Here is an 18,773-nt window from a genome sequence, read left to right as displayed (position 1 = left end):
CAGCCACGATGGTTGCTCCTCTTCGTCGAAATGGATTGTTGCCCGATCCAACAATATTCCGGCCGGCGGCATTCCCGGTGGCAGACTGGAGGCATGTGCGGAAGATACGTCATGGCCCGCTCCGTGGGGGACCTCGTGGCCGACGCTGAAGCGGAGGCTGACGCCCGGCTGGAACTGCGCGCGTCCTGGAACGTGGCCCCGACGTCGGACGTCCCTGTTGTCCTCGAACGGTTCGTGGAGGTGCCGGGCCGGGGGCGGATGCAGGTGCGCCAGATCCACGTTGCCCGCTGGGGCCTGGTTCCGGGGTGGGCAGCCGACGGGTCCGCAGGCGTACGTGCGTTCAATGCCCGCAGCGAGACCGTCCTGGAAAAGCCCACGTTCCGCGACGCAGTTCTCTCGCGCCGCTGTGCGGTGCCGGTGGACGGTTACTACGAATGGAAGGCCGGCCCCGGCAAGGCACGCCGCCCGTTCCACGTGTCCCGGGCCGACGGCGCCCCGATCTACTTTGCCGGCCTGTATGAGTGGTGGCGGGATCCGGCCAAGGCCGAAGGCGACCCGGAGATGTGGCTGCTCTCGACGTCGATCCTCACCGTCGCCTCGCCCCCGGAGGACAGCGCCGAACCCGTGCTGCGGGAACTGGCCGGCCTGCATGACCGGCTGCCGCTGCCGCTGTCCCCGGACGCAATGGCTGCCTGGCTTGACCCGGCACGGCGCGATGCGGGCACGCTGGTAGCCCTGGCCGCGGCGCAGGCCTACACGACGGCGGCGGACTGGGTGTTGTCCGAAGCCCATCCGGCCGTAGGCAACGTGCGCAACGACGGCGAATACCTGCTGCATCCGGACCCGGCGGAGACGGTGCCGACGGAGAACGTGCTGTTCTAGCGGGAACTTATTCGGAAATCACTGCCAGGGTGACCCGGCCGGCGTCGTCCACCCTGAGGCCGGGGTTGAAGCAGACTTCCCAGCGCAGCCCGTCGGGATCCGTGAAGTAGCCGGAATAGCCGCCCCAGCTCATCTGGGTTCCGGGGGCGGTGATGACCCCGCCGGCACCGGCGGCGTTGGCCAGCACGGCGTCTACCTCTGCTGCCGAGTCCACGTTGTGCCCGAGGGTGACCGGGGCGTTGTGGAGCTCGCCGACCGCGCCGGCTTCAGCCGCCAGATGGTCTGCCCGGAAAAAGGCCAGGAGCAGCCCGTGGTTGATCTGGAAGAAGATCACCTCGTCGGGGACGTATTGGACGGTTTCCCAGCCGAGCCGCGAAACGTAGAACGCGTGAGTTACTTCGAGGTCCCGTACGCCTACGGTGACCACGGAAACGTGGGGGTTCACGCCTATGATCCTGCCATGAAGACGCCCAACGGCCGTTACCCGGGTAGCGGAGGCCCGGTGCGGTGCCTGCTGCCCGGGAATGGTTACTCTTAAGGCATGGAACCAGCTGAGCAGAAATCCGTTTCGGGACAGCTCGATAATGTCCGGACAGCAATTGACGAAATCGATGAGGAAATTGTCGCGCTGATCTGGCGGCGGCAGCGGCTGGTCCGGCTCGCCGGGGGACTTAAAGACAACGACGACGCCGTCCGCTCGCCCAAGCGCATGGAGGAAGTCATTGCCCATGTCCGCCATGCGGCCCAGGAGCAGGACGGCGACTGCAATGTGGTGGAACGCACGTACACGGCCATGATCGAGGCCTTCATCGACTACGAGCTGAAGGTCCGCCACGAGATGGAGACCCAGCGCAAGCTGGACGCCTTCAGCCGCAGCTAGGGGGAGCCCGGTTCCGGGCATGCCGAGCCGAGCCACACGCCGTCGGCGCCTCAACCGCGGGGTTGCCCGCATCGGGTAGGTTGTGCCGCATGACACAAACAGTCGGTGGCCTCTTCCCTATCCCCGATGGCGAACGGGTCCACGCCTGGCTGTCCCTGGAGTGGGGATCACGCAAGGAGACCCCGGTGCGGGTTGCCGAGCGCATCCTGCTGACGCTCCCCCTGATTCGGAAGAGATTCCCCGATCCGGACGCCCAATGGCAGATGTCGGCGCAGATCCTCCTGGTGTCCGGGCAGAAGTGGATCGACATCCCGAAGGACCCCGAGTCTCTGGGAGCGCTGATTCAAAGTCCACGCCAGCGCGATGTTCCCTATTCCAAGGTGGATACCGGAACCCTCAAGGCAAAGTTCTCACTGACCGGCACCGGCGATCCGGAAAACGGACTGTTTTCGTTCGAAATTTCTGCCGGCCGCAGCGGTGTCTGGGGGAACCCGGCCAATGAGATCACCCTGCTGCCGCCCGCGGAGTTCGTCATCGGTTCCCCTGAGGATGCCCGCCGCTGGTTCGGTGAGCTGGTCCATATCTGGCAGCCCGAGACTGCGTGCCTGACGACTCCGGAAACCATGACCCGCTGCACAGAGAGGGGAACGCAGCTGGGTGTTGGACAGCGCTCCATATATGCCCCGTCCGTCGGCTATCTGAACTGGTTTTCGCGCACCGGGTACGGCAGGCTTCCCTTCCCCCTGGACGCGGCAACCCGGGAATGCCCGGACGGGACGCTGATCGCCGTAAGGGAATGGAACGCCGCTGCGGTGGCTGACCTGTACGCCGAGCTTGAGACCATGGGGATGCTGCATAAGATCCCTGATGTACAGCTTCTCGATGAGCCGGTCGGTGGATACGGGACCTGCAGGTCATCGGAATGAAGGAGAGCCATGGGGGAAACTAGTTCGACGCCGGAGGCGAACCGCTGGCGTCCCGTGGCGGCGGCGCTCGCAGACCGCCGGCGCCTGCACCTGTACGCCCGCGCCGTGCTGGCGGCCGACGACGGCGCATGCCTGGACCCGGAGGATCTCACCTCCGCCGAGGCCAAGTCGCTGGCCGTGCTGCAGAACGCCGGCCTGGTCCGCGTCGGCGAGCGCGGGGTGGAACCCGTGGCGACCGTCTTCGCCGATCTGCTGGCCGCCGGGGTGCGGCCACCCGACACGTCGGCCCGCCGCTTCCTGGTCAACGGCAGGCTCGAGTCCTACCCGCGCAAACGCTCCGACCGGCTGGAGCTGCTGCACTTCCTGGCCGGGGAGGTCTTTGAACATGCCCGGCCGCCGGAGCCGGGGCTGCGGCCGGTGCTGTCGGAGAAGGAACTCACCACCCGGCTGGCGGCCTTCACCGCAGACCCCGCTGCCATCCGCCGCTATCTGGTGGATGAAGGCATCGTGGCCCGGGATGCGGCAGGCACCCAGTACTGGCTCACCCGTCCCCGCCCGGCTGAAGGAATGGAATTTGCCTAGTTCCCCGGATACGGCCAACCTCACTGCAGTCGACGCGCGGGTTCTTCGCCCCGTGGAGGGGCTGGTGAACTTCCGTGACCTGGGCGGACGACGACGGCGCGACGGCACGCTTACGCCGCACGGGGTCTTCTTCCGCTCCGAAACGGTGGACCTGGTCCGGCCCGGCGGCTGGGACGCCCTGCATGCGCTGGGAGTGCGTACCGTCGTCGACCTCCGCCAGCCGCCCGAACGTGCGCGGGACACCGCCGCCCGCCCGGACTGGCTCACCACGGTTCCCGTGGACCTGGACGGCCTGGCCGAGAACCCGGAGTTCTGGGAAGGGTACTGGAACAACGGGCTGATGGGTACGCCGCTGTACTACCTGCCGCACCTCACGCGGCTGCCGGACCGGATGGGTGCCGTCCTGCAGGCGCTTGCCGATGCTCCGCCCGGCGGGGTGCTCTTCCACTGCATGGCCGGACGCGACCGCACCGGAATGACCGCAATGGTCCTGCTCGCGGCAGTGGACGCGGAGCCGGAGGAGATCCGGGAGGACTACTTCGAAACCGTCCGCAACGCGGACGCCTTCGCAGCAGCAACGGGACGGCCCAATCCGGAGGCAGAGAGCGAAATACTGTGCGCCGGGCACGGAACCAGCATGGACGGTGCCTTCCGTGCGGCGGTGGACGGCTTTTCGCTGCAGGGGCTCTTTGACGACGCCGGGCTGCCGGAAGCAGTCCGCACCGGCATCCGCACCTGGCGGGGAGCAGTTACCGCCCGGCCTTAACGCTGCTCTGCTACTCCGACGTTCCCGCTTCGAGGATCGACACGATTGAGAAGAGCGTAAAGCAGACAGCTCCGAGCCCAACCAGCACGTGCGCGGGGACAAAGAACGCCGGGTCTGTGCCTGCGGCTTCAAAGAGGAACGCTGCGAAGAACAGACAGGTGAGCGCTGTTCCGATGGGCATCAGCGGGATGCGGTTGGCCAGGGCAAACGTGCGACGCCAGACGAGGGCGAGCAACAGCACCTTCGACAGGATGCTGAAGCAGATCAGCCCGAGGCCGATCAGCACACATCCCGGGGCCAGCCGATAGGGTTCGTGTGAGATGAACAGCACGAATAGTCCGAGCAGCACATTGATCGTGCCGGCGGCAGCGACAAGCCAGGGCCAGGCGGAACGTTCGCCGTCGCTGAATTCGTTGCGCACCTGGCGCACGATGCTCGCGACCAGGGCGATCAGCGCCGTGCAGATTGCCGACAGTCCGATCAGGACGTGGCCGGCAACGAATCCGGGAGTATCTCCGCGCACCAACAGGCCGATCGCAAGGGAGAAACCGACGACGGCGGACACCACCGGAACTGCGAGCAGCACGGCGCCGACGGCGCGTGAGTGAGCACCTTCCGGCGGGCCGCCCTGGGGCTCGAGTAACTGTGCTGACTGGATGAGCGTGAATTTTGTGGACGCGGCCGCGACGGTGCTGACGCACGCGGCGACGAAGCCGATGCCGATCACAACGAAGCCCGCCGTGAGGTTCTCCGCGGTGTTGTCCCGGTTGGCCAGAACGATGCCCCAGAGGATGGCGGCGGCAGCAGCCACGTAGCCGGAGAGCGGCAGGATGATCGCCCAAACACGCCCATAGCGGTTGATGAGCTGCCTGATGATGGTGGCCGCCGTAGTGAACAGTGCATAACAGATTGCGGTCAGCCCGACGTTGACGTGTCCGGCGACAAACCGATTGGCATCGTCAGGCCCGGCCAGGATGTAGAGGCCAAAGGACAGACAGACAGCGCCCATGATTAGCGGTATGACGCGGAAAATGACACTTATCGTACGGTTCATGGCGTACCCCGAAGGTGAGCCCGTGCGGCTTCGACATCTTGGCCGGTCCGCGTTTAGTGCCAGTTTGCGCCTGTCCTGACCGCGGAACAACGCCGGGGCAGGGAGTCGCTCCCGGACTATGGAAGTTAGCGCCCTCCACAGCCACGACGCCGGCTGGCACCGGCGGCAGGGATGGCCGCCGCCGACCGTTGACTTGGCAGGACGGCGGGCGTCGAATGGAAGTTCCAACCGGACTGCCATCATCCGGCCGAAATTTCCAAGGAGGAGTGCATGGCCGACCGGTTTACGCCCCACGGAACCGCAGCCACCCATCCGATAGCAGGTATGGCCGGAGCCATGGGAGCGCCGGTCAACGCCGTCCCCCTGGTGGCCCATTCCCCGCAGGCGCGGTCAACGCCTCCGCCGGGCGGTGCCGGAGCGCAGGGCAGCGCCGAGGCGGGAGGCGGGCACTCGCGGCGCCGGATCGCCTTCGTATTCGCCGGGCTGATGCTGGCGGTGCTCGTTGCGGCCCTGGACCAGACCATCGTCGCCACCGCGCTGCCCACCATCGTGGGGGACCTGCAGGGCATGGACCACCTGTCCTGGGTGATCACCGCCTACCTGCTGACCTCCACGATCGGGCTGCCGATATACGGGAAACTCGGGGACCTGCTGGGGCGCAAGAACATCTTCATTTTCGCCATCGTGGTGTTCCTGGGCGGGTCCGCCCTGTCCGGGCAGGCGCACAGCATGGCCGAACTCATCACCTACCGGGCCATCCAGGGCGTAGGCGGCGGCGGGCTGATCATCGGTGCGCAGGCCATCATCGGCGACATTGTGCCCGCCCGCGAGCGCGGCAAGTACATGGGAATGATCGGGGCGGCGTTCGGCATCGCTTCCGTCAGCGGACCGCTGCTGGGCGGCTACCTTACCGATTACTGGTCCTGGCGGTGGGTGTTCTACATCAACCTGCCCATCGGTGCGGTGGCGCTCGCGGTCATCATCACCGCCCTGCACCTGCCGCGGTCCGAACGCAAGGGGATCCGGCTGGACTATGCCGGTGCCGCACTGCTTGCGGTCGGCAGCGCGGCCCTGGTGCTGCTGACCAGCTGGGGCGGCAACAACTACGCCTGGACCTCGCCCACGATCCTTACGCTGGGAGCGGTGGCCGCCGTCGCCGTTGCCATCTTCATTCCGGTGGAACTGCGCGCGTCCGAACCGATACTTCCGCTGCGCCTGTTCGGGATCCGCAACTTCCTGATCTGCACACTGGTGGGGCTGGCGGTGGGGCTGGCCATGTTCGGGTCCATTGCCTACCTGCCGACCTTCCTGCAGATCGTCAACGGAGCCAGTCCCACTATGTCCGGGCTGATGATGCTCCCGATGACCGCGGGGCTGCTCACCACCTCGATCGGGACGGGGCAGCTGATCTCCCGCACGGGCAAGTACAAGATCTATCCGATACTCGGGTCCCTCACCATGGTCGGCGGCCTGCTGCTGCTCTCACGCATCTCCAGCACGACGCCGTATTCCCTCACCGCGCTGGGCATGTTCGTGCTGGGACTGGGGATCGGGGCGCTGATGCAGAACGTGGTGCTGATTGTGCAGAACAGCGTCCCGGCCAAGGACATGGGTACCGGGGTTTCCACCGCCAACTACTTCCGGCAGATGGGCGGTTCCCTGGGGATTGCCCTTTTCGGTTCCCTGTTCATCCGCCGGCTGAACGACCAGCTGGCCTCGGCACCGCCCGGAGCCGGCGATGCGGCGTCGGGCGGTGCCAATTCGATCAGCCCGGACAAGATCCGGGCGCTGCCCGCACCGGCGCAGGACTTCATCAAATCCGCGTTCGGCGAGGCGCTGCCGCCGATCTTCCTGCTCGGGGTGCCGATCCTGGGGGCGGCCTTTGTCCTGACGCTGTTCCTGGTGCAGCAGCCGTTGTCCAGGACGGCGCGGGTGGACGTGGACGCAACGTAGGCCGCCAACCGAGAAGAGAAGAAACCCGCCATGTCCCACAGAGCAATAACGCCGCGCACCGCGGCGCCCGCGGCCCGCTCCGGGACCGGCCTGCCGAAGCACCGGGTGGCGGCTGCCCCGGGCGAGGAACCGAAGCGGAACCTCGTGCCGGTTTTCACGGGTCTGGTGCTCTCGGTGCTGCTGGCAGCCCTGGACCAAACCATCGTCGCTACGGCCCTGCCCACCATCGTGGGGGACCTGAACGGGTTGGAGCATCTGTCCTGGGTGGTCACCGCGTATATCCTGGCGGCAACCATCGGCCTGCCGATCTACGGCAAGCTCGGCGATCTGTTCGGCCGCAAGAGCATTTTCATTTTCGCTATCGTAGTGTTCCTCGCCGGCTCGGTCCTGTCCGGACTGGCGCAGAACATGGGCCAGCTGATCGGGTTCCGTGCGCTGCAGGGGGTAGGCGGCGGCGGGCTGATGATCGGGGCGCAGGCCATCCTCGGAGACCTGGTTTCCCCGCGGGAGCGCGGGAAGTACATGGGCCTGATCGGGGCGGCCTTCGGGCTGGCGTCCGTGGGCGGTCCGCTGCTGGGCGGCTGGATCACTGATGCCTGGTCCTGGCGGTGGGTGTTCTACATCAACCTGCCCATCGGCGCGGTGGCGCTCGCCGTCGTCGTCTCTTCGCTGCATCTGCCCAAACCCCGCGGCAGGCGCCCGAAACTGGATTACGCAGGCGCCGGACTGCTTGCGCTCGCGAGCGCCGCCCTGGTGATGCTCACCACCTGGGCCGGCACCACCTACGCCTGGTCAAGTCCGCAGATTCTTGCCCTGGCCGTGGTGACGCTGGCGGCCGGCACGTCATTTGTCCTGGTGGAGAGGCGGGCAGCGGAACCCATCCTTCCGCTGGACCTGTTCCGCAGCCGGAATTTCCTGCTGCCGGTGCTGGTGGGCATCGCCGTGGGCATCGCGATGTTCTCCACCATCTCCTACCTGCCCACCTTCCTGCAGATGGTCAACCGGGCCACCGCCACGCAGTCGGGCCTGATGATGCTGCCCATGATGGGCGGGCTGCTGCTGACCTCCATCGGCACCGGGCAGCTGATTTCGCGCACCGGCCGGTACAAGATCTACCCGGTGCTGGGCTGTGCGGTGATCATCGCCGGGTTGGTGCTGCTCTCCCGGATCTCAGACACCACCGCATACAGTTTCACCGCTCTTGGCATGCTGGTGATGGGACTCGGGCTGGGAATGCTGATGCAGAACCTGGTGCTGATTGTGCAGAACAGCGTGCCGGGCAGGGATATGGGCGCGGCCATCTCCGCAGCGAATTATTTCCGCCAGATCGGCGCCTCGTTCGGGATCGCGCTGTTCGGGTCGATCTTCATCCACCGGTTGGGCAATGAGATTGCAGCGGCGCCGCCGGGGGCCGGGACTGCCCTCGGCGGGGACATCAATTCGCTGAGCCCGGCCATGCTCCGCGGACTCCCCGCACCGGCGCAGGACTTCATCGCTGCGGCCTTCGGGCAGGCCCTGCCTCCCATTTTCCTTCTCAGTGTGCCCATCGTGGCCGTTGCCCTGGTGCTGTGCCTGTTCATCCGGGAAACGCCGTTGTCCACCACGGCGCGGGTAAGCGGAGAAGCGGACCGCTAAGCGGGCTGTGTCAGCCGTCATAACTGAGAAAGGCGATCACCAGCAGGAGAAGTGCAGCCAGGATGCCTCCCTGCCAAATCAGGGAGGGGATGATGTAGAGGCGGGCTGCAAGCTTCTTGTTCCCCTTGGCGAGCGCCACGCTGAATCCCACCACTCCTCCGAGCAGTATGGCCAACCCGGAATAGATGAACAGGTCAAACACTGAGTCCCCCAAATCGGGGAAGTTCCAGGTAGCGAAGTTGACAAGAGGGCGGATGAGGATCGCCCAAACGATCGTCACGAGGACCATTCCAATGATTGCCGCTGCGCTGAACCGTGTCGGCTTGGGGCCGGCTGCGGGAGGAAACGGGCCCTGATCCGCAGGCAGGACGTCCTGCGCATATGGATTAAAGTGCGGCGGTTCAGGCTCCTGCCCGAACGGATTCCACGGTTCCGGCTGCTGCCGTCCATTAGGTGGTGTGTTGCTGTCTGCCGTCATGTTAGGCCCCCATTCGATAAAACTGCCCGGACCCCGGCTTCTGCGCCGAATCCAGTTGTCTGGGAACAGTGTGCCCCATGTGGGCACCGACGCCGGCAGCGGCGCACCTGGCTCCCGCAGTGCCAGAGCGGATCTCCCTTTCCGTCCATCCCCGAGTGGTGCCGTTTGTCCCCGGCTGGTCGTACACTGGTGGCGGAGCTGTTCGAACATATGTTCGAATTAGTTGCCAACTGATAACCAAGTGAACCAATGGATAAACCAGTGGGTTGGTGCGTGTGCGGCGTGCATGCATCCATGGGCGGAGAGGAAGCTGAATGGGTACCTTCAGCGAAGCAATCGAGGTGGTGTGCTCGCCCGCGGGCCAGCCTCTCCGGCTTATCTGGGGCGGGCGCACCTACAAGGTGGGAGCGGACCCGGTGCGCTGGTATGAACGCCGCAACTGGTGGGAAGAGGAAACCCGCGCCGAACGCGGGCACGGTGCCGGGCTGGTGGATACCGAAATCTGGCGGGTCCAGGCCCGGATCAATGACCGCTCCGACCTGCGCACCCTCGACATCTCGCACCATGTCCGCAGCAACCGCTGGCGCCTGATCCGCATCCACGATGCCCTGAGGGACAGTGCCTAATGGAAGACAGTGCCTAAGCAATGAGCTTTACCCACCTGCACGCAGCCACTGCGTTCAGCGCCCACTACGGGGTGTCCTGGCCGGAGGAGATGGCGCAGGCCGCAGCGGCCGACGGTGCGGATGCGCTCGCCTGCACCGACCGGGACGGGCTCTATGGAACGGTCAAGCATCTGCGTGCGTGCATGGAGGCGGGCATCGATCCCATCGTGGGCGTGGACCTGGCCGTGCTGGATGGCAGCAACGCCGTCACGGGACGGGTGGTCATTCTCGCCCACGGGCATACCGGGGGAGCGGGCTACCGTGCCCTGTGCCGGCTGATCTCCGCCGCGCACGCCGCCACCTCCGCCTCCCGGGCACGCGCCGGCAAACCGGTAGGCGTCACCATGGAGCAGCTCGCAGGGTACGTCCGTGGCGTAGGAGCAGGGGAAGGTGTCTCCGATGTGGAGGCCGCACCGGTCCTGACCGTCCTCGTCGGCCCGCAGTCCGACGTCGGCCAGGCCATGCGCAGCCGCAGCTACGCCGTTGCCCGCACCCTGTTCGGCCGCTGGCGCTCGCTGATCCCTGCCCGGGCGCTCGCCGTCGAGGTGGTTACCCATCTGTCCGCCCCGGGGGAGAACCTCAGCCTTGCCCACGCCGTACGCATGTTCCGGCTGGCCGATGAGATGCGCGTGCCAGGCATCCTCACCAACGCCGTGCGCTACGTGGACGAGGATGGAGCCGCCACCGCTGACGTGCTCGACGCCGCGCGCTCGCTGACTTCCCTCTCCCATCTTCCGGACCGGCAGCCCAACGGGCAGGGCTGGCTCAAGGGGGCACGGGAGATGACGGCGCTGGCCCGCGAGATCAGCTCCGAGGCAGGCTACGGTTCCTCGGGAGCGGCACGGATGCTGGCCGACACTGCGGCGCTCGCGGATAGCTGCCGGATAGACCCCGTGGCGGATATGGGCTGGAAGCAGCCCGTGGTACCCGAAGCCTCGGTGATCGGCATCGAGGCCGAACCCATGATCGAACTGCGCCAGCGCTGCGAGGCGGGGATTACCCGCAGGCTGCGCGCCCGGGACTCGATTGCCGAGGTGGAACTGCGCAACCGGCTCGAACACGAGCTGGGCATCATCGAGCGGCTGGGCTTCGCCTCGTACTTCCTCACCGTTGCGGAAGTCTCCGCCATGATCACCGGAATGGGGGTACGCGCCGCGGCCCGGGGGTCGGGGGCCTCCTCGCTGGTGAACTACCTGCTGGGCGTCAGCCACGTGAACCCGCTGGACCACGACCTGATCTTTGAACGCTTCCTCTCCCGGGACCGCTCCACGCTGCCGGACATCGACATAGACGTGGAAAGCGCCGAGCGGCACAACGTTTATCACCGCATCTTCGAACGCTTCGGCTCCGAACGGGTCACGCTGATGAGCATGCAGAACGGCTACCGGGCGCGCGGAGCGGTGCGCGACGCCGGACTGGCGCTGGGCATGCCCGAGGAGGAAATCGGCGCTGTGGCTAAACAGCTATGGCGTTTCTCGGCCCGCAACTTCCGCGAGGCGCTCGCCGAAAAGCCCGAACTGCGCGAATTCTCCGGCCAGGTGGAAAAGAACCAGCAGCTGGACCTGCTGGTGGACCTCACCGAACGCCTGGACCGGCTGCCCCGGCACATTTCCATGCATCCGTGCGGAGTGATCCTGGGGGACACCTCCCTGCTGGACCGCACCCCCGTGCAGCCCAGCGGCCTGGGCCTGCCCATGTCCCAGTTCGACAAGCACGACATGGACCCCATGGGCATGCTCAAACTCGACGTGCTGGGTGTGCGGATGCAGAGCGCCATGGCCTTTGCCGTCCGCGAAGTAGTGCGTGTGCACTCCTCCCGTGAAGAGGTCATTGCCGCCGGGAAGCATCGGGACGGGCCGGAGAAGCCGGACCCGGAGTTCGTTGAACCCGACGGACGGATCAACCTCGACGCCGTGCCGTTCGACGACGAACCCACCTACGAACTCATCCGCAGCACGCACACCCTGGGTTGCTTCCAGATCGAATCCCCGGGACAGCGCGAGCTGGTGGGCAAGCTGGCGCCGCGCGAGTTCAATGACCTGATCATCGACATTTCCCTGTTCCGGCCCGGGCCGATGAAATCCGACATGGTCCGGCCGTTCCTGGAACACCGGCACGGTTTCTCCCCGGAGGTCTATCCGCACGAGGCACTGCGCCCGGTGCTGGCCGAAACCCACGGCGTCACGGTTTTCCACGAGCAGGTGCTGCGGACGCTGAACGTCTTTACCGGCTGCGGGCTGGCGAAGGCGGACGAACTGCGCCGCCTGCTGGGCAACGAATCCGCTGAGCCCGGAGTAGAGGAATACTTCCGCAGCAAGTCCGCCGCCCGCGGCTACACGCAGGAGACCATCGACAAGGTCTGGGACACGCTCAAGGCCTTCGGCAGCTTCGGCTTCTGCAAGGCCCACGGCGCGGCCTTCGCTGTGCCCACCTACCAGTCGGCATGGCTGAAGGCACACCACCCGGCGGCGTTCCTCGCGGGCATCTTCGAACACGATCCCGGAATGTACCCGCGCCGGCTGCTCGTCGCCGAGGCCCGGCGGATGGGCATCCCCATCCTGCCCCTGGACATCAACCGCAGCGGCGAAACCTACCGGGTGGAACGGCTCGACGACGGCCGGCTGGGGATCCGGCTGTCCCTGGCCGGGATCTACGGGCTGTCCGCCGTCGAGCTAAAGCGCATTGCCGCCGGGCAGCCCTATGACTCCCTGGCGGACCTGAGGGCACGCGCGAAGGTCTCCCGGCCCACCCTGCGCCGGCTGGCGCAGCTCGGTGCCTTCGATTCGCTCAGCAAGCAGACCGGCTCCGAGGGCAGCCGTGCGGACCTGATCCAGTACCTCGACGCCGCGCCGGCAAAGTCCGCGTCCCGGAAGCACGATCCTATTCCCGGGCAGCTGGCCCTGCCGCTGGGGGATACCGAGCTGGCGAACCTGCACCACCACCTGCCGGAACCGGGGCTGCGGGAAAAGGTCCGCACCGAACTGGACCTATTGTCCGTGGACGTGAGTGCGCACCTGATGGAAAGCTACGGTCCATTGCTGCGCGGGCTGGGCGTCACGCCCGCGGAAGCACTGATGGACCTGCGCAACGGGACCGAGGTGCTGGTTGCCGGGATCCGGGTGGCCACGCAGACGCCTCCCATGCGCGGGGGACGCCGGGTGGTGTTCATCAGCCTCGACGACGGCACGGGCTGCATCGACTGCACGTTCTTCCACGAGGCGCAGGAGAAATCCGGTCCGCTGCTTTTCGGCACGGAACTGCTGCTGGTCCGCGGGCTGACCCGCCGCACCGGCCCGCGGGGCATCAGCCTCCAGGCGCTCGAAGCATGGAATCTGGCGGACACGGACTCGCTTCCGAAACCCGGCAGCCCGCGCGGCATGTTGGTGGGGTCCAAGCGCAGCGGATAACATCGGTACGGGCGGAAGTGCGGCCGTGTCCAGGCCGTGCAGCAGACGCCGTACAACGAAATCTAGGAGACAACCGTGTCAGTGCCAGAGAAGTTCACCCTCATCGTCGACGGCGAAGAGACCACGGTGGATACTGGCACCACTGGTGCTCAGCTCTTCTTCGAACGCCGCGACGTCGTCGTGATGCGCGTGCACTCCGTCCTCAAGGACCTGGATACGCCGCTGGAGCAGGGCGACATCGTGGAATCCGTCACCATTGAGTCCGAAGACGGACTGAATGTCCTGCGCCACTCCACCGCGCACGTCATGGCCCAGGCCGTGCAGCAGCTGCGTCCGGATGCCAAGCTGGGCATCGGCCCGTACATCAAGGACGGTTTCTACTTCGACTTCGACGTTGCCGAGCCGTTCACGCCGGAGGACCTGAAGACCCTCGAGAAGATGATGCAGAAGATCATCAACTCGAACCAGAAATTTGCCCGCCGCGTGGTCAGCGAAGACGAAGCCCGCGAAGCCATGAAGAACGAGCCGTACAAGCTTGAACTGCTGGGCAAGAAGGACGGCGCCGAGGAAGCCGGCGAAGGTGCGAGCATCGAGGTCGGCGCCGGCGAGATCACCATTTACGACAACGTGGACCGCAAGTCCGGCGACGTCGTCTGGTGCGATCTGTGCCGCGGCCCGCACCTGCCCAACACCAAACTGATCTCCAACGCCTTCGCCCTGACCCGCTCCGCCGCCGCCTACTGGCTGGGCAACCAGAAGAACCAGCAGCTGCAGCGCATCTACGGCACCGCCTGGCCCACCAAGGACGCACTGAAGGCCTACCAGGAGCGCCTGGCCGAAGCCGAGCGCCGCGACCACCGCAAGCTGGGCACCGAACTGGATCTGTTCTCCTTCCCGGATGAGCTGGGTTCGGGCCTGCCGGTGTTCCACCCCAAGGGCGGCATCATCCGCAAGGCCATGGAGGACTACTCCCGGCAGCGCCACACCGAGGCCGGTTACGAGTTCGTTTACACCCCGCACATCACCAAGGGCCACCTGTACGAGGTTTCCGGCCACCTGGACTGGTACCGCGACGGGATGTTCCCTCCCATGCACGTGGATGAGGTTACCGATCCGGAGACCGGCGAGGTCACCAAGCCCGGCCAGGACTACTACCTGAAGCCGATGAACTGCCCCATGCACAACCTGATCTTCCGCTCCCGCGGACGGTCCTACCGCGAGCTGCCGCTGCGGCTGTTCGAATTCGGTTCCGTGTACCGCTACGAAAAGTCCGGCGTGATCCACGGCCTGACGCGCGTGCGGGGCATGACCCAGGACGACGCCCACATCTACTGCACCCGTGAGCAGATGAAGGACGAGCTGACCACCACGCTGAAGTTCGTGCTGGACCTGCTCAAGGATTACGGCCTGGATGACTTCTACCTGGAGCTGTCCACCAAGGACCCGGAGAAGTACGTCGGCTCCGACGATGTGTGGGAGGAAGCCACCCGCACCCTCGCCGAGGTTGCCGAAGCCTCCGGCCTGGACCTGGTCCCGGATCCGGGCGGAGCAGCCTTCTACGGCCCGAAGATCTCCGTCCAGGCCCGCGACGCCATCGGCCGCACCTGGCAGATGTCCACCATCCAGCTGGACTTCAACCTGCCCGAGCGCTTCGAGCTCGAGTACCAGGCCGCCGACGGCACCCGCCAGCGCCCCGTCATGATCCACCGCGCCCTGTTCGGTTCCGTGGAACGCTTCATGGCCGTGCTCACCGAGCATTACGCCGGCGCGTTCCCGGCCTGGCTGGCACCGGTGCAGGTGGTCGGCATCCCCGTGGCCGAAGCGTTCAACGACTACATGTTCGACGTCGTCGACAAGCTCAAGGCGCACGGCATCCGCGCCCAGGTGGACACCGGTACCGACCGCTTCCCGAAGAAGATCCGCACCGCGTCCAAGGACAAGATCCCGTTTGTCCTGATCGCCGGCGGCGACGACGCCGAGGCCGGCGCCGTCTCCTTCCGCTTCCGGGATGGCAGCCAGGACAACGGCGTACCCGTTGAAGAGGCCGTCAAGCGGATTGTCGAAGCCGTCCGTAACCGGGACAAGTAGGGCGGCGGGGACGCAATGGGAGAACAGCCTGACGACGCCGCGGTGACGGACACGTTCGAACTCGCCGGTGTCCCCGACGCATTCCAGCGGCTCTGGACCCCGCACCGGCTTGCCTACATCAAGGGCGGGCAGAAGCAGGTCTCCTCGAAGGAGACCTGCCCGTTCTGCGCCGCTCCGGAGCGGTCGGACGAGGAATCGTTGATTGTCCACCGCGGCCGGCACGCCTTCGTGATCCTGAACCTCTTCCCGTACAACGCCGGCCACCTGCTGGTCTGCCCGTACCGGCATGTGCCGGACTACACGGACATCGACCCGGAGGAGACGGCGGAGATCGCGGCGCTTACCCAGACCGCCATGCGCGTGCTGCGGAAGGTGTCCAGCCCCACCGGTTTCAACCTGGGCATGAACCAGGGGGAAACCGGCGGGGCCGGGATCGCCGCCCACCTGCACCAGCACATCGTTCCGCGGTGGGGCGGTGATGGAAACTTCCTGCCGATCATCGCGCAGACCAAGGCCATCACCCAGACCCTGGGCGACGTGCGCCGGCAAGTGGCCGATGCCTGGCCCGTAGAGGGCTCCGGCCCGGACAGTGAGGACTGACGCGTGCTCAACAAATACGCACGGGGATTCTTCACTGCCGTTTTCACCCCGCTGGCCACCTGGCTGCTCCGCCGCGGCGTAACCCCGGACATGGTCACCATTGCCGGCACGCTCGGTGTGATGATCGGCGGACTGGTCTTTTATCCGCTGGGTGAGCTGTTCTGGGGCACCATCTTCATCACCGTTTTCATCTTCTCCGACGTGGTGGACGGGATCATGGCCCGGCAGCAGCAGCGCAAGGGCAGCTGGGGCGGGTTCCTGGATTCCACCCTCGACCGCTTCGCCGACGGCGCCCTGTTTGCCGGCGTCGCCATCTGGTTCTTCACCGGCGGCGGCAACGACGCGATCGGCATCGCGGCCATCCTCTGCCTGGTAGTCGGCATGCTGGTTTCCTACATCCGGGCCAAGGCCGAGTCGCTGGGCTTCTCCGCCAACGTCGGCATTGCCGAGCGGGCCGAGCGGCTGGTCTCCCTGCTGGTCGCTACCGGGCTGGTGGGCCTGGGCGTCCCCGAGGTCCTGCTGCTGGTGGTCCTGATCCTGCTGACCCTGGCCAGCTGCGTGACCATCGGGCAGCGGATGCACACCGTGCGGAAGCAGGCGCGGATGGCCAACCCTGCCTAGGCAGGCTTATTAGGCGCAGCAGAAGGCGGGAACCGGTTATATCCGGTTCCCGCCTTCTGTTTATGGTCCCTGCGGCTGCGGCTGCGGCTGGGGGAGCGGAGCCTAGGCCAGACCGCGCCGGTCCAGCAGCGGCTGGATCTGCGCATCGCGTCCCCGGAAGTTCCGGAACGCCTGCAGCGGGTCGATGCTGTTGCCGCGGGACAGCAGTTCCGTCCGGAAACGGCCCCCGTTCTCCCGGGTCAGGCCGCCGTTTTCCCGGAACCACTCGACCGTGTCGGCGTCGAGCACTTCACTCCAGATATACGCGTAGTACGAGGCCGCGTAGCCGCCGGCAAAGATGTGCTTGAAGTATCCCGTGCGGTAACGCGGGGGAACCAGGTCCAGGTCGACGCCGGCCGCCGCCAGGGCCGCGGACTCGAAGGCTTCCGGATCCTGCACCGTTTCGCCCGGTGCGAGTTCGTGCCAGGCCAGATCCAGCAGGGCGGCACCCAGGTACTCGGTGGTGGAGAACCCCTCGCCCCAGACGGCCGCCGCATTCACCTTGTCGATTTCCTCCTGAGGCAGCGGCTCCCCGGTGACGTGGTGCTTGGCGAAGTTGCTGACCACCTCCGGCCACAGCATCCACATCTCGTTGACCTGTGACGGATATTCAACGAAGTCGCGCGGTACCGAAGTGCCGGAGAACTGGGGATAGGTGACATCCGAGAACAATCCGTGCAGCGCATGGCCGAACTCATGGAATGCCGTAACCACTTCGCCGAAGGTGAGCAACGTCGGCTCACCGGCCGCGGGCTTGGAAATGTTCAGGTTGTTAATGACCACGGGCGGGGCGTCCAACAGCCGGGACTGGTGGACCAGGGAATTCATCCAGGCGCCGCCGTTCTTGGTGTCCCGGGTGTAATAGTCGCCCAGGAACAGGCCCAGCCCGGTGCCGTCGTCGTCCTTGACCTCCCAGACCCGGACGTCCGGGTGATAGCCCGCTAGGTCTGCCCGTTCGGTGAAGGACAGTCCGTAGAGCCGGTTCGCGGCGTAGAACACGCCGTCAGTGAGGACGCGTTCCAGTTCGAAGTACGGGCGCAGGGCGGAGGAGTCGACGTCGAACTTCTCCCGGCGGACCTGCTCCGAGTAGTACGCCCAGTCCCAGGCGGCCAGTTCGTGTCCGTCCCGCCGGGCCGCTGCGCGCAGCTCTTCGGCCTCGGCCTTGGCATTGCGGACGGCTGCAGGGGCGAGCTTGTCCAGCATGGCGTGGATCGCCGCCAGGGACGGTGCGGTCTGGTCATCGGTGCCGTACTCGGCGTGGTTCGCGAAACCGAGCAGGGCTGCCTTTTCCGCCCGCAGTGCGGCCATTTCCGCCGCGATTGCAAGCGTGTTCCCGTCATTGTTCCGGAAACCGCGGTTTCGGGCTGCCTCATGCAGCCGACGGCGGCTCTCACGGTTGGTCAGCGACGCCAGGGCCGGCTGCGGGGTGGGCAGCACGAGGGGCAGCAGGAACTTTCCGTCGTGTCCCGCTTCCGCCGCAGCGGTCGCTGCTGCGGCGATGTCGTCGTCGGGCAGGCCGTCCAGTTCGGCGGCGTCGTCCACCACCAGGGCCGAATCGTTGGTGTCCCTCAGCAGGCGCTGGGAAAAGTCCGTGCCCAGTTCCGAAAGCCGGGCGTTCAGCTCCCGCATGCGGGCCTGCCCGGCGTCATCGAGCTGCGCTCCGGCGCGGATAAAGCGGCGGCGGTACTCGGACACGAGGCGTGCCTGTTCATCGTCCAAGCCGGCGAGGTTCTCCGCGACGGCTTCGACCCGGGCAAAGAGCTGCCGGTTGAGGTAAATCGTGTCCTCGTGCGCGGCGAGCCGCGGGCCGATCTGCTGCTGGATCCGCTGCACGCCTTCCGTGGCGTGAGCGGCACAGAGGGTGAAGAAGACGACGGCGGTGCGCCCCAGCTCCTGGCCCGATAATTCCAGGGCTTCGATCGTGTTTTCGAAGTCCGGTGCCTGCGGGTTCGCGGCAATACGGTCAATCTCGGCGGCATGCCCGGAAATTCCGGAGTCAAAGGCGGGCAGGAAAACGTCTTCGTTGATCTGCTCGAACGGGGGCAGCTGGTACGGCAGGCTACTCGGGTAAAGGAAAGGGTTGTCCATAAAGCCCAAGACTGGCACAGCGGGGCATCCCGCTCCAACCTGGCACTGCAGTATGACCGGTCCGACTCCCCGCTGCCGCAGCCCGCGGGCCTGGGGAGATGCATGGGGA

Annotated in this window: 16 protein-coding genes; 12 read left to right on the top strand and 4 right to left on the bottom strand. The window is 66.3% G+C overall.

What is annotated here, in order from left to right; translation table 11 throughout:
• Window positions 1-93 precede the first annotated feature (93 nt).
• The gene (locus N2L00_RS09285; RefSeq protein WP_255862913.1) at window positions 94-882 is read left to right on the top strand and encodes an SOS response-associated peptidase; all 789 of its coding nucleotides are present in this window, start codon (window positions 94-96) and stop codon (window positions 880-882) included.
• Between the two features lie 7 nt (window positions 883-889).
• On the opposite strand, the gene N2L00_RS09280 is transcribed toward N2L00_RS09285, so the two are convergent.
• Complete coding sequence (locus N2L00_RS09280; protein ID WP_255766369.1) at window positions 890-1,327, bottom strand: VOC family protein; 438 nt, start codon at window positions 1,325-1,327, stop codon at window positions 890-892.
• Between the two features lie 96 nt (window positions 1,328-1,423).
• On the opposite strand from N2L00_RS09280, the gene N2L00_RS09275 reads away from it, so the two are divergent.
• The 4 genes from N2L00_RS09275 (at window position 1,424) to N2L00_RS09260 (ending at window position 4,036) form a co-directional block, all read left to right on the top strand.
• Window positions 1,424-1,762 carry a chorismate mutase gene (locus N2L00_RS09275; RefSeq protein WP_227921230.1) on the top strand — a complete coding sequence of 113 codons (339 nt, stop codon included), beginning with the start codon at window positions 1,424-1,426 and terminating at the stop codon, window positions 1,760-1,762.
• 89 nt (window positions 1,763-1,851) lie between these two features.
• Window positions 1,852-2,688, top strand: a complete 837-nt coding sequence (locus N2L00_RS09270) for a hypothetical protein (RefSeq protein ID WP_255862914.1) — start codon at window positions 1,852-1,854, stop codon at window positions 2,686-2,688.
• Window positions 2,689-2,697: 9 nt separating this feature from the next.
• The gene (locus N2L00_RS09265) at window positions 2,698-3,270 is read left to right on the top strand and encodes a DUF2087 domain-containing protein (RefSeq protein ID WP_255862915.1); all 573 of its coding nucleotides are present in this window, start codon (window positions 2,698-2,700) and stop codon (window positions 3,268-3,270) included.
• Entirely contained in the window at window positions 3,263-4,036 is a 774-nt protein-coding gene (locus N2L00_RS09260) for a tyrosine-protein phosphatase (RefSeq protein WP_255862916.1), read from the top strand. The genes N2L00_RS09265 and N2L00_RS09260 overlap by 8 nt, the downstream gene beginning before the upstream one ends.
• A gap of 10 nt (window positions 4,037-4,046) precedes the next feature.
• Here N2L00_RS09260 and N2L00_RS09255 read toward each other — a convergent pair whose 3' ends face one another.
• Window positions 4,047-5,090: a DUF2776 family protein gene (locus N2L00_RS09255; RefSeq protein WP_255862917.1), complete on the bottom strand. Its 1,044-nt coding sequence runs from the start codon at window positions 5,088-5,090 to the stop codon at window positions 4,047-4,049.
• Window positions 5,091-5,360: 270 nt separating this feature from the next.
• Between N2L00_RS09255 and N2L00_RS09250 the strand changes: the two genes are divergently transcribed.
• Together N2L00_RS09250 and N2L00_RS09245 are read left to right on the top strand one after the other, a co-directional pair.
• Entirely contained in the window at window positions 5,361-7,043 is a 1,683-nt protein-coding gene (locus N2L00_RS09250) for an MDR family MFS transporter (protein WP_255862918.1), read from the top strand.
• Between the two features lie 30 nt (window positions 7,044-7,073).
• Window positions 7,074-8,678: an MDR family MFS transporter gene (locus tag N2L00_RS09245; protein ID WP_255862919.1), complete on the top strand. Its 1,605-nt coding sequence runs from the start codon at window positions 7,074-7,076 to the stop codon at window positions 8,676-8,678.
• A gap of 10 nt (window positions 8,679-8,688) precedes the next feature.
• On the opposite strand, the gene N2L00_RS09240 is transcribed toward N2L00_RS09245, so the two are convergent.
• Window positions 8,689-9,156 (bottom strand): hypothetical protein, encoded by a 468-nt coding sequence (locus N2L00_RS09240; RefSeq protein WP_260554247.1) that lies wholly within the window; start codon window positions 9,154-9,156, stop codon window positions 8,689-8,691.
• A 314-nt stretch (window positions 9,157-9,470) separates the two neighbouring features.
• Between N2L00_RS09240 and N2L00_RS09235 the strand changes: the two genes are divergently transcribed.
• From N2L00_RS09235 to pgsA, 5 genes are all read left to right on the top strand, one after another.
• Window positions 9,471-9,782, top strand: a complete 312-nt coding sequence (locus N2L00_RS09235) for a DUF6504 family protein (RefSeq protein WP_255862921.1) — start codon at window positions 9,471-9,473, stop codon at window positions 9,780-9,782.
• Window positions 9,783-9,802: 20 nt separating this feature from the next.
• The gene (locus N2L00_RS09230) at window positions 9,803-13,228 is read left to right on the top strand and encodes a DNA polymerase III subunit alpha (RefSeq protein WP_255862922.1); all 3,426 of its coding nucleotides are present in this window, start codon (window positions 9,803-9,805) and stop codon (window positions 13,226-13,228) included.
• Window positions 13,229-13,303: 75 nt separating this feature from the next.
• A complete protein-coding gene (thrS, locus tag N2L00_RS09225) occupies window positions 13,304-15,316 on the top strand; it encodes a threonine--tRNA ligase (RefSeq protein ID WP_255766358.1) in 2,013 nt (670 codons plus the stop codon).
• A gap of 15 nt (window positions 15,317-15,331) precedes the next feature.
• Entirely contained in the window at window positions 15,332-15,916 is a 585-nt protein-coding gene (locus N2L00_RS09220) for an HIT domain-containing protein (RefSeq protein ID WP_255766357.1), read from the top strand.
• A gap of 3 nt (window positions 15,917-15,919) precedes the next feature.
• Window positions 15,920-16,537: a phosphatidylinositol phosphate synthase gene (gene pgsA / locus N2L00_RS09215; protein WP_255766356.1), complete on the top strand. Its 618-nt coding sequence runs from the start codon at window positions 15,920-15,922 to the stop codon at window positions 16,535-16,537.
• Between the two features lie 102 nt (window positions 16,538-16,639).
• Here pgsA and N2L00_RS09210 read toward each other — a convergent pair whose 3' ends face one another.
• Window positions 16,640-18,664 (bottom strand): M3 family metallopeptidase, encoded by a 2,025-nt coding sequence (locus tag N2L00_RS09210; RefSeq protein ID WP_255862923.1) that lies wholly within the window; start codon window positions 18,662-18,664, stop codon window positions 16,640-16,642.
• Window positions 18,665-18,773: the final 109 nt, after the last annotated feature.

The sequence above is a fragment of the Arthrobacter sp. zg-Y1171 genome (assembly GCF_025244845.1).
Lineage (GTDB): Bacteria > Actinomycetota > Actinomycetes > Actinomycetales > Micrococcaceae > Arthrobacter_B.
This window is presented reverse-complemented; position numbering and strand designations above follow the sequence as displayed.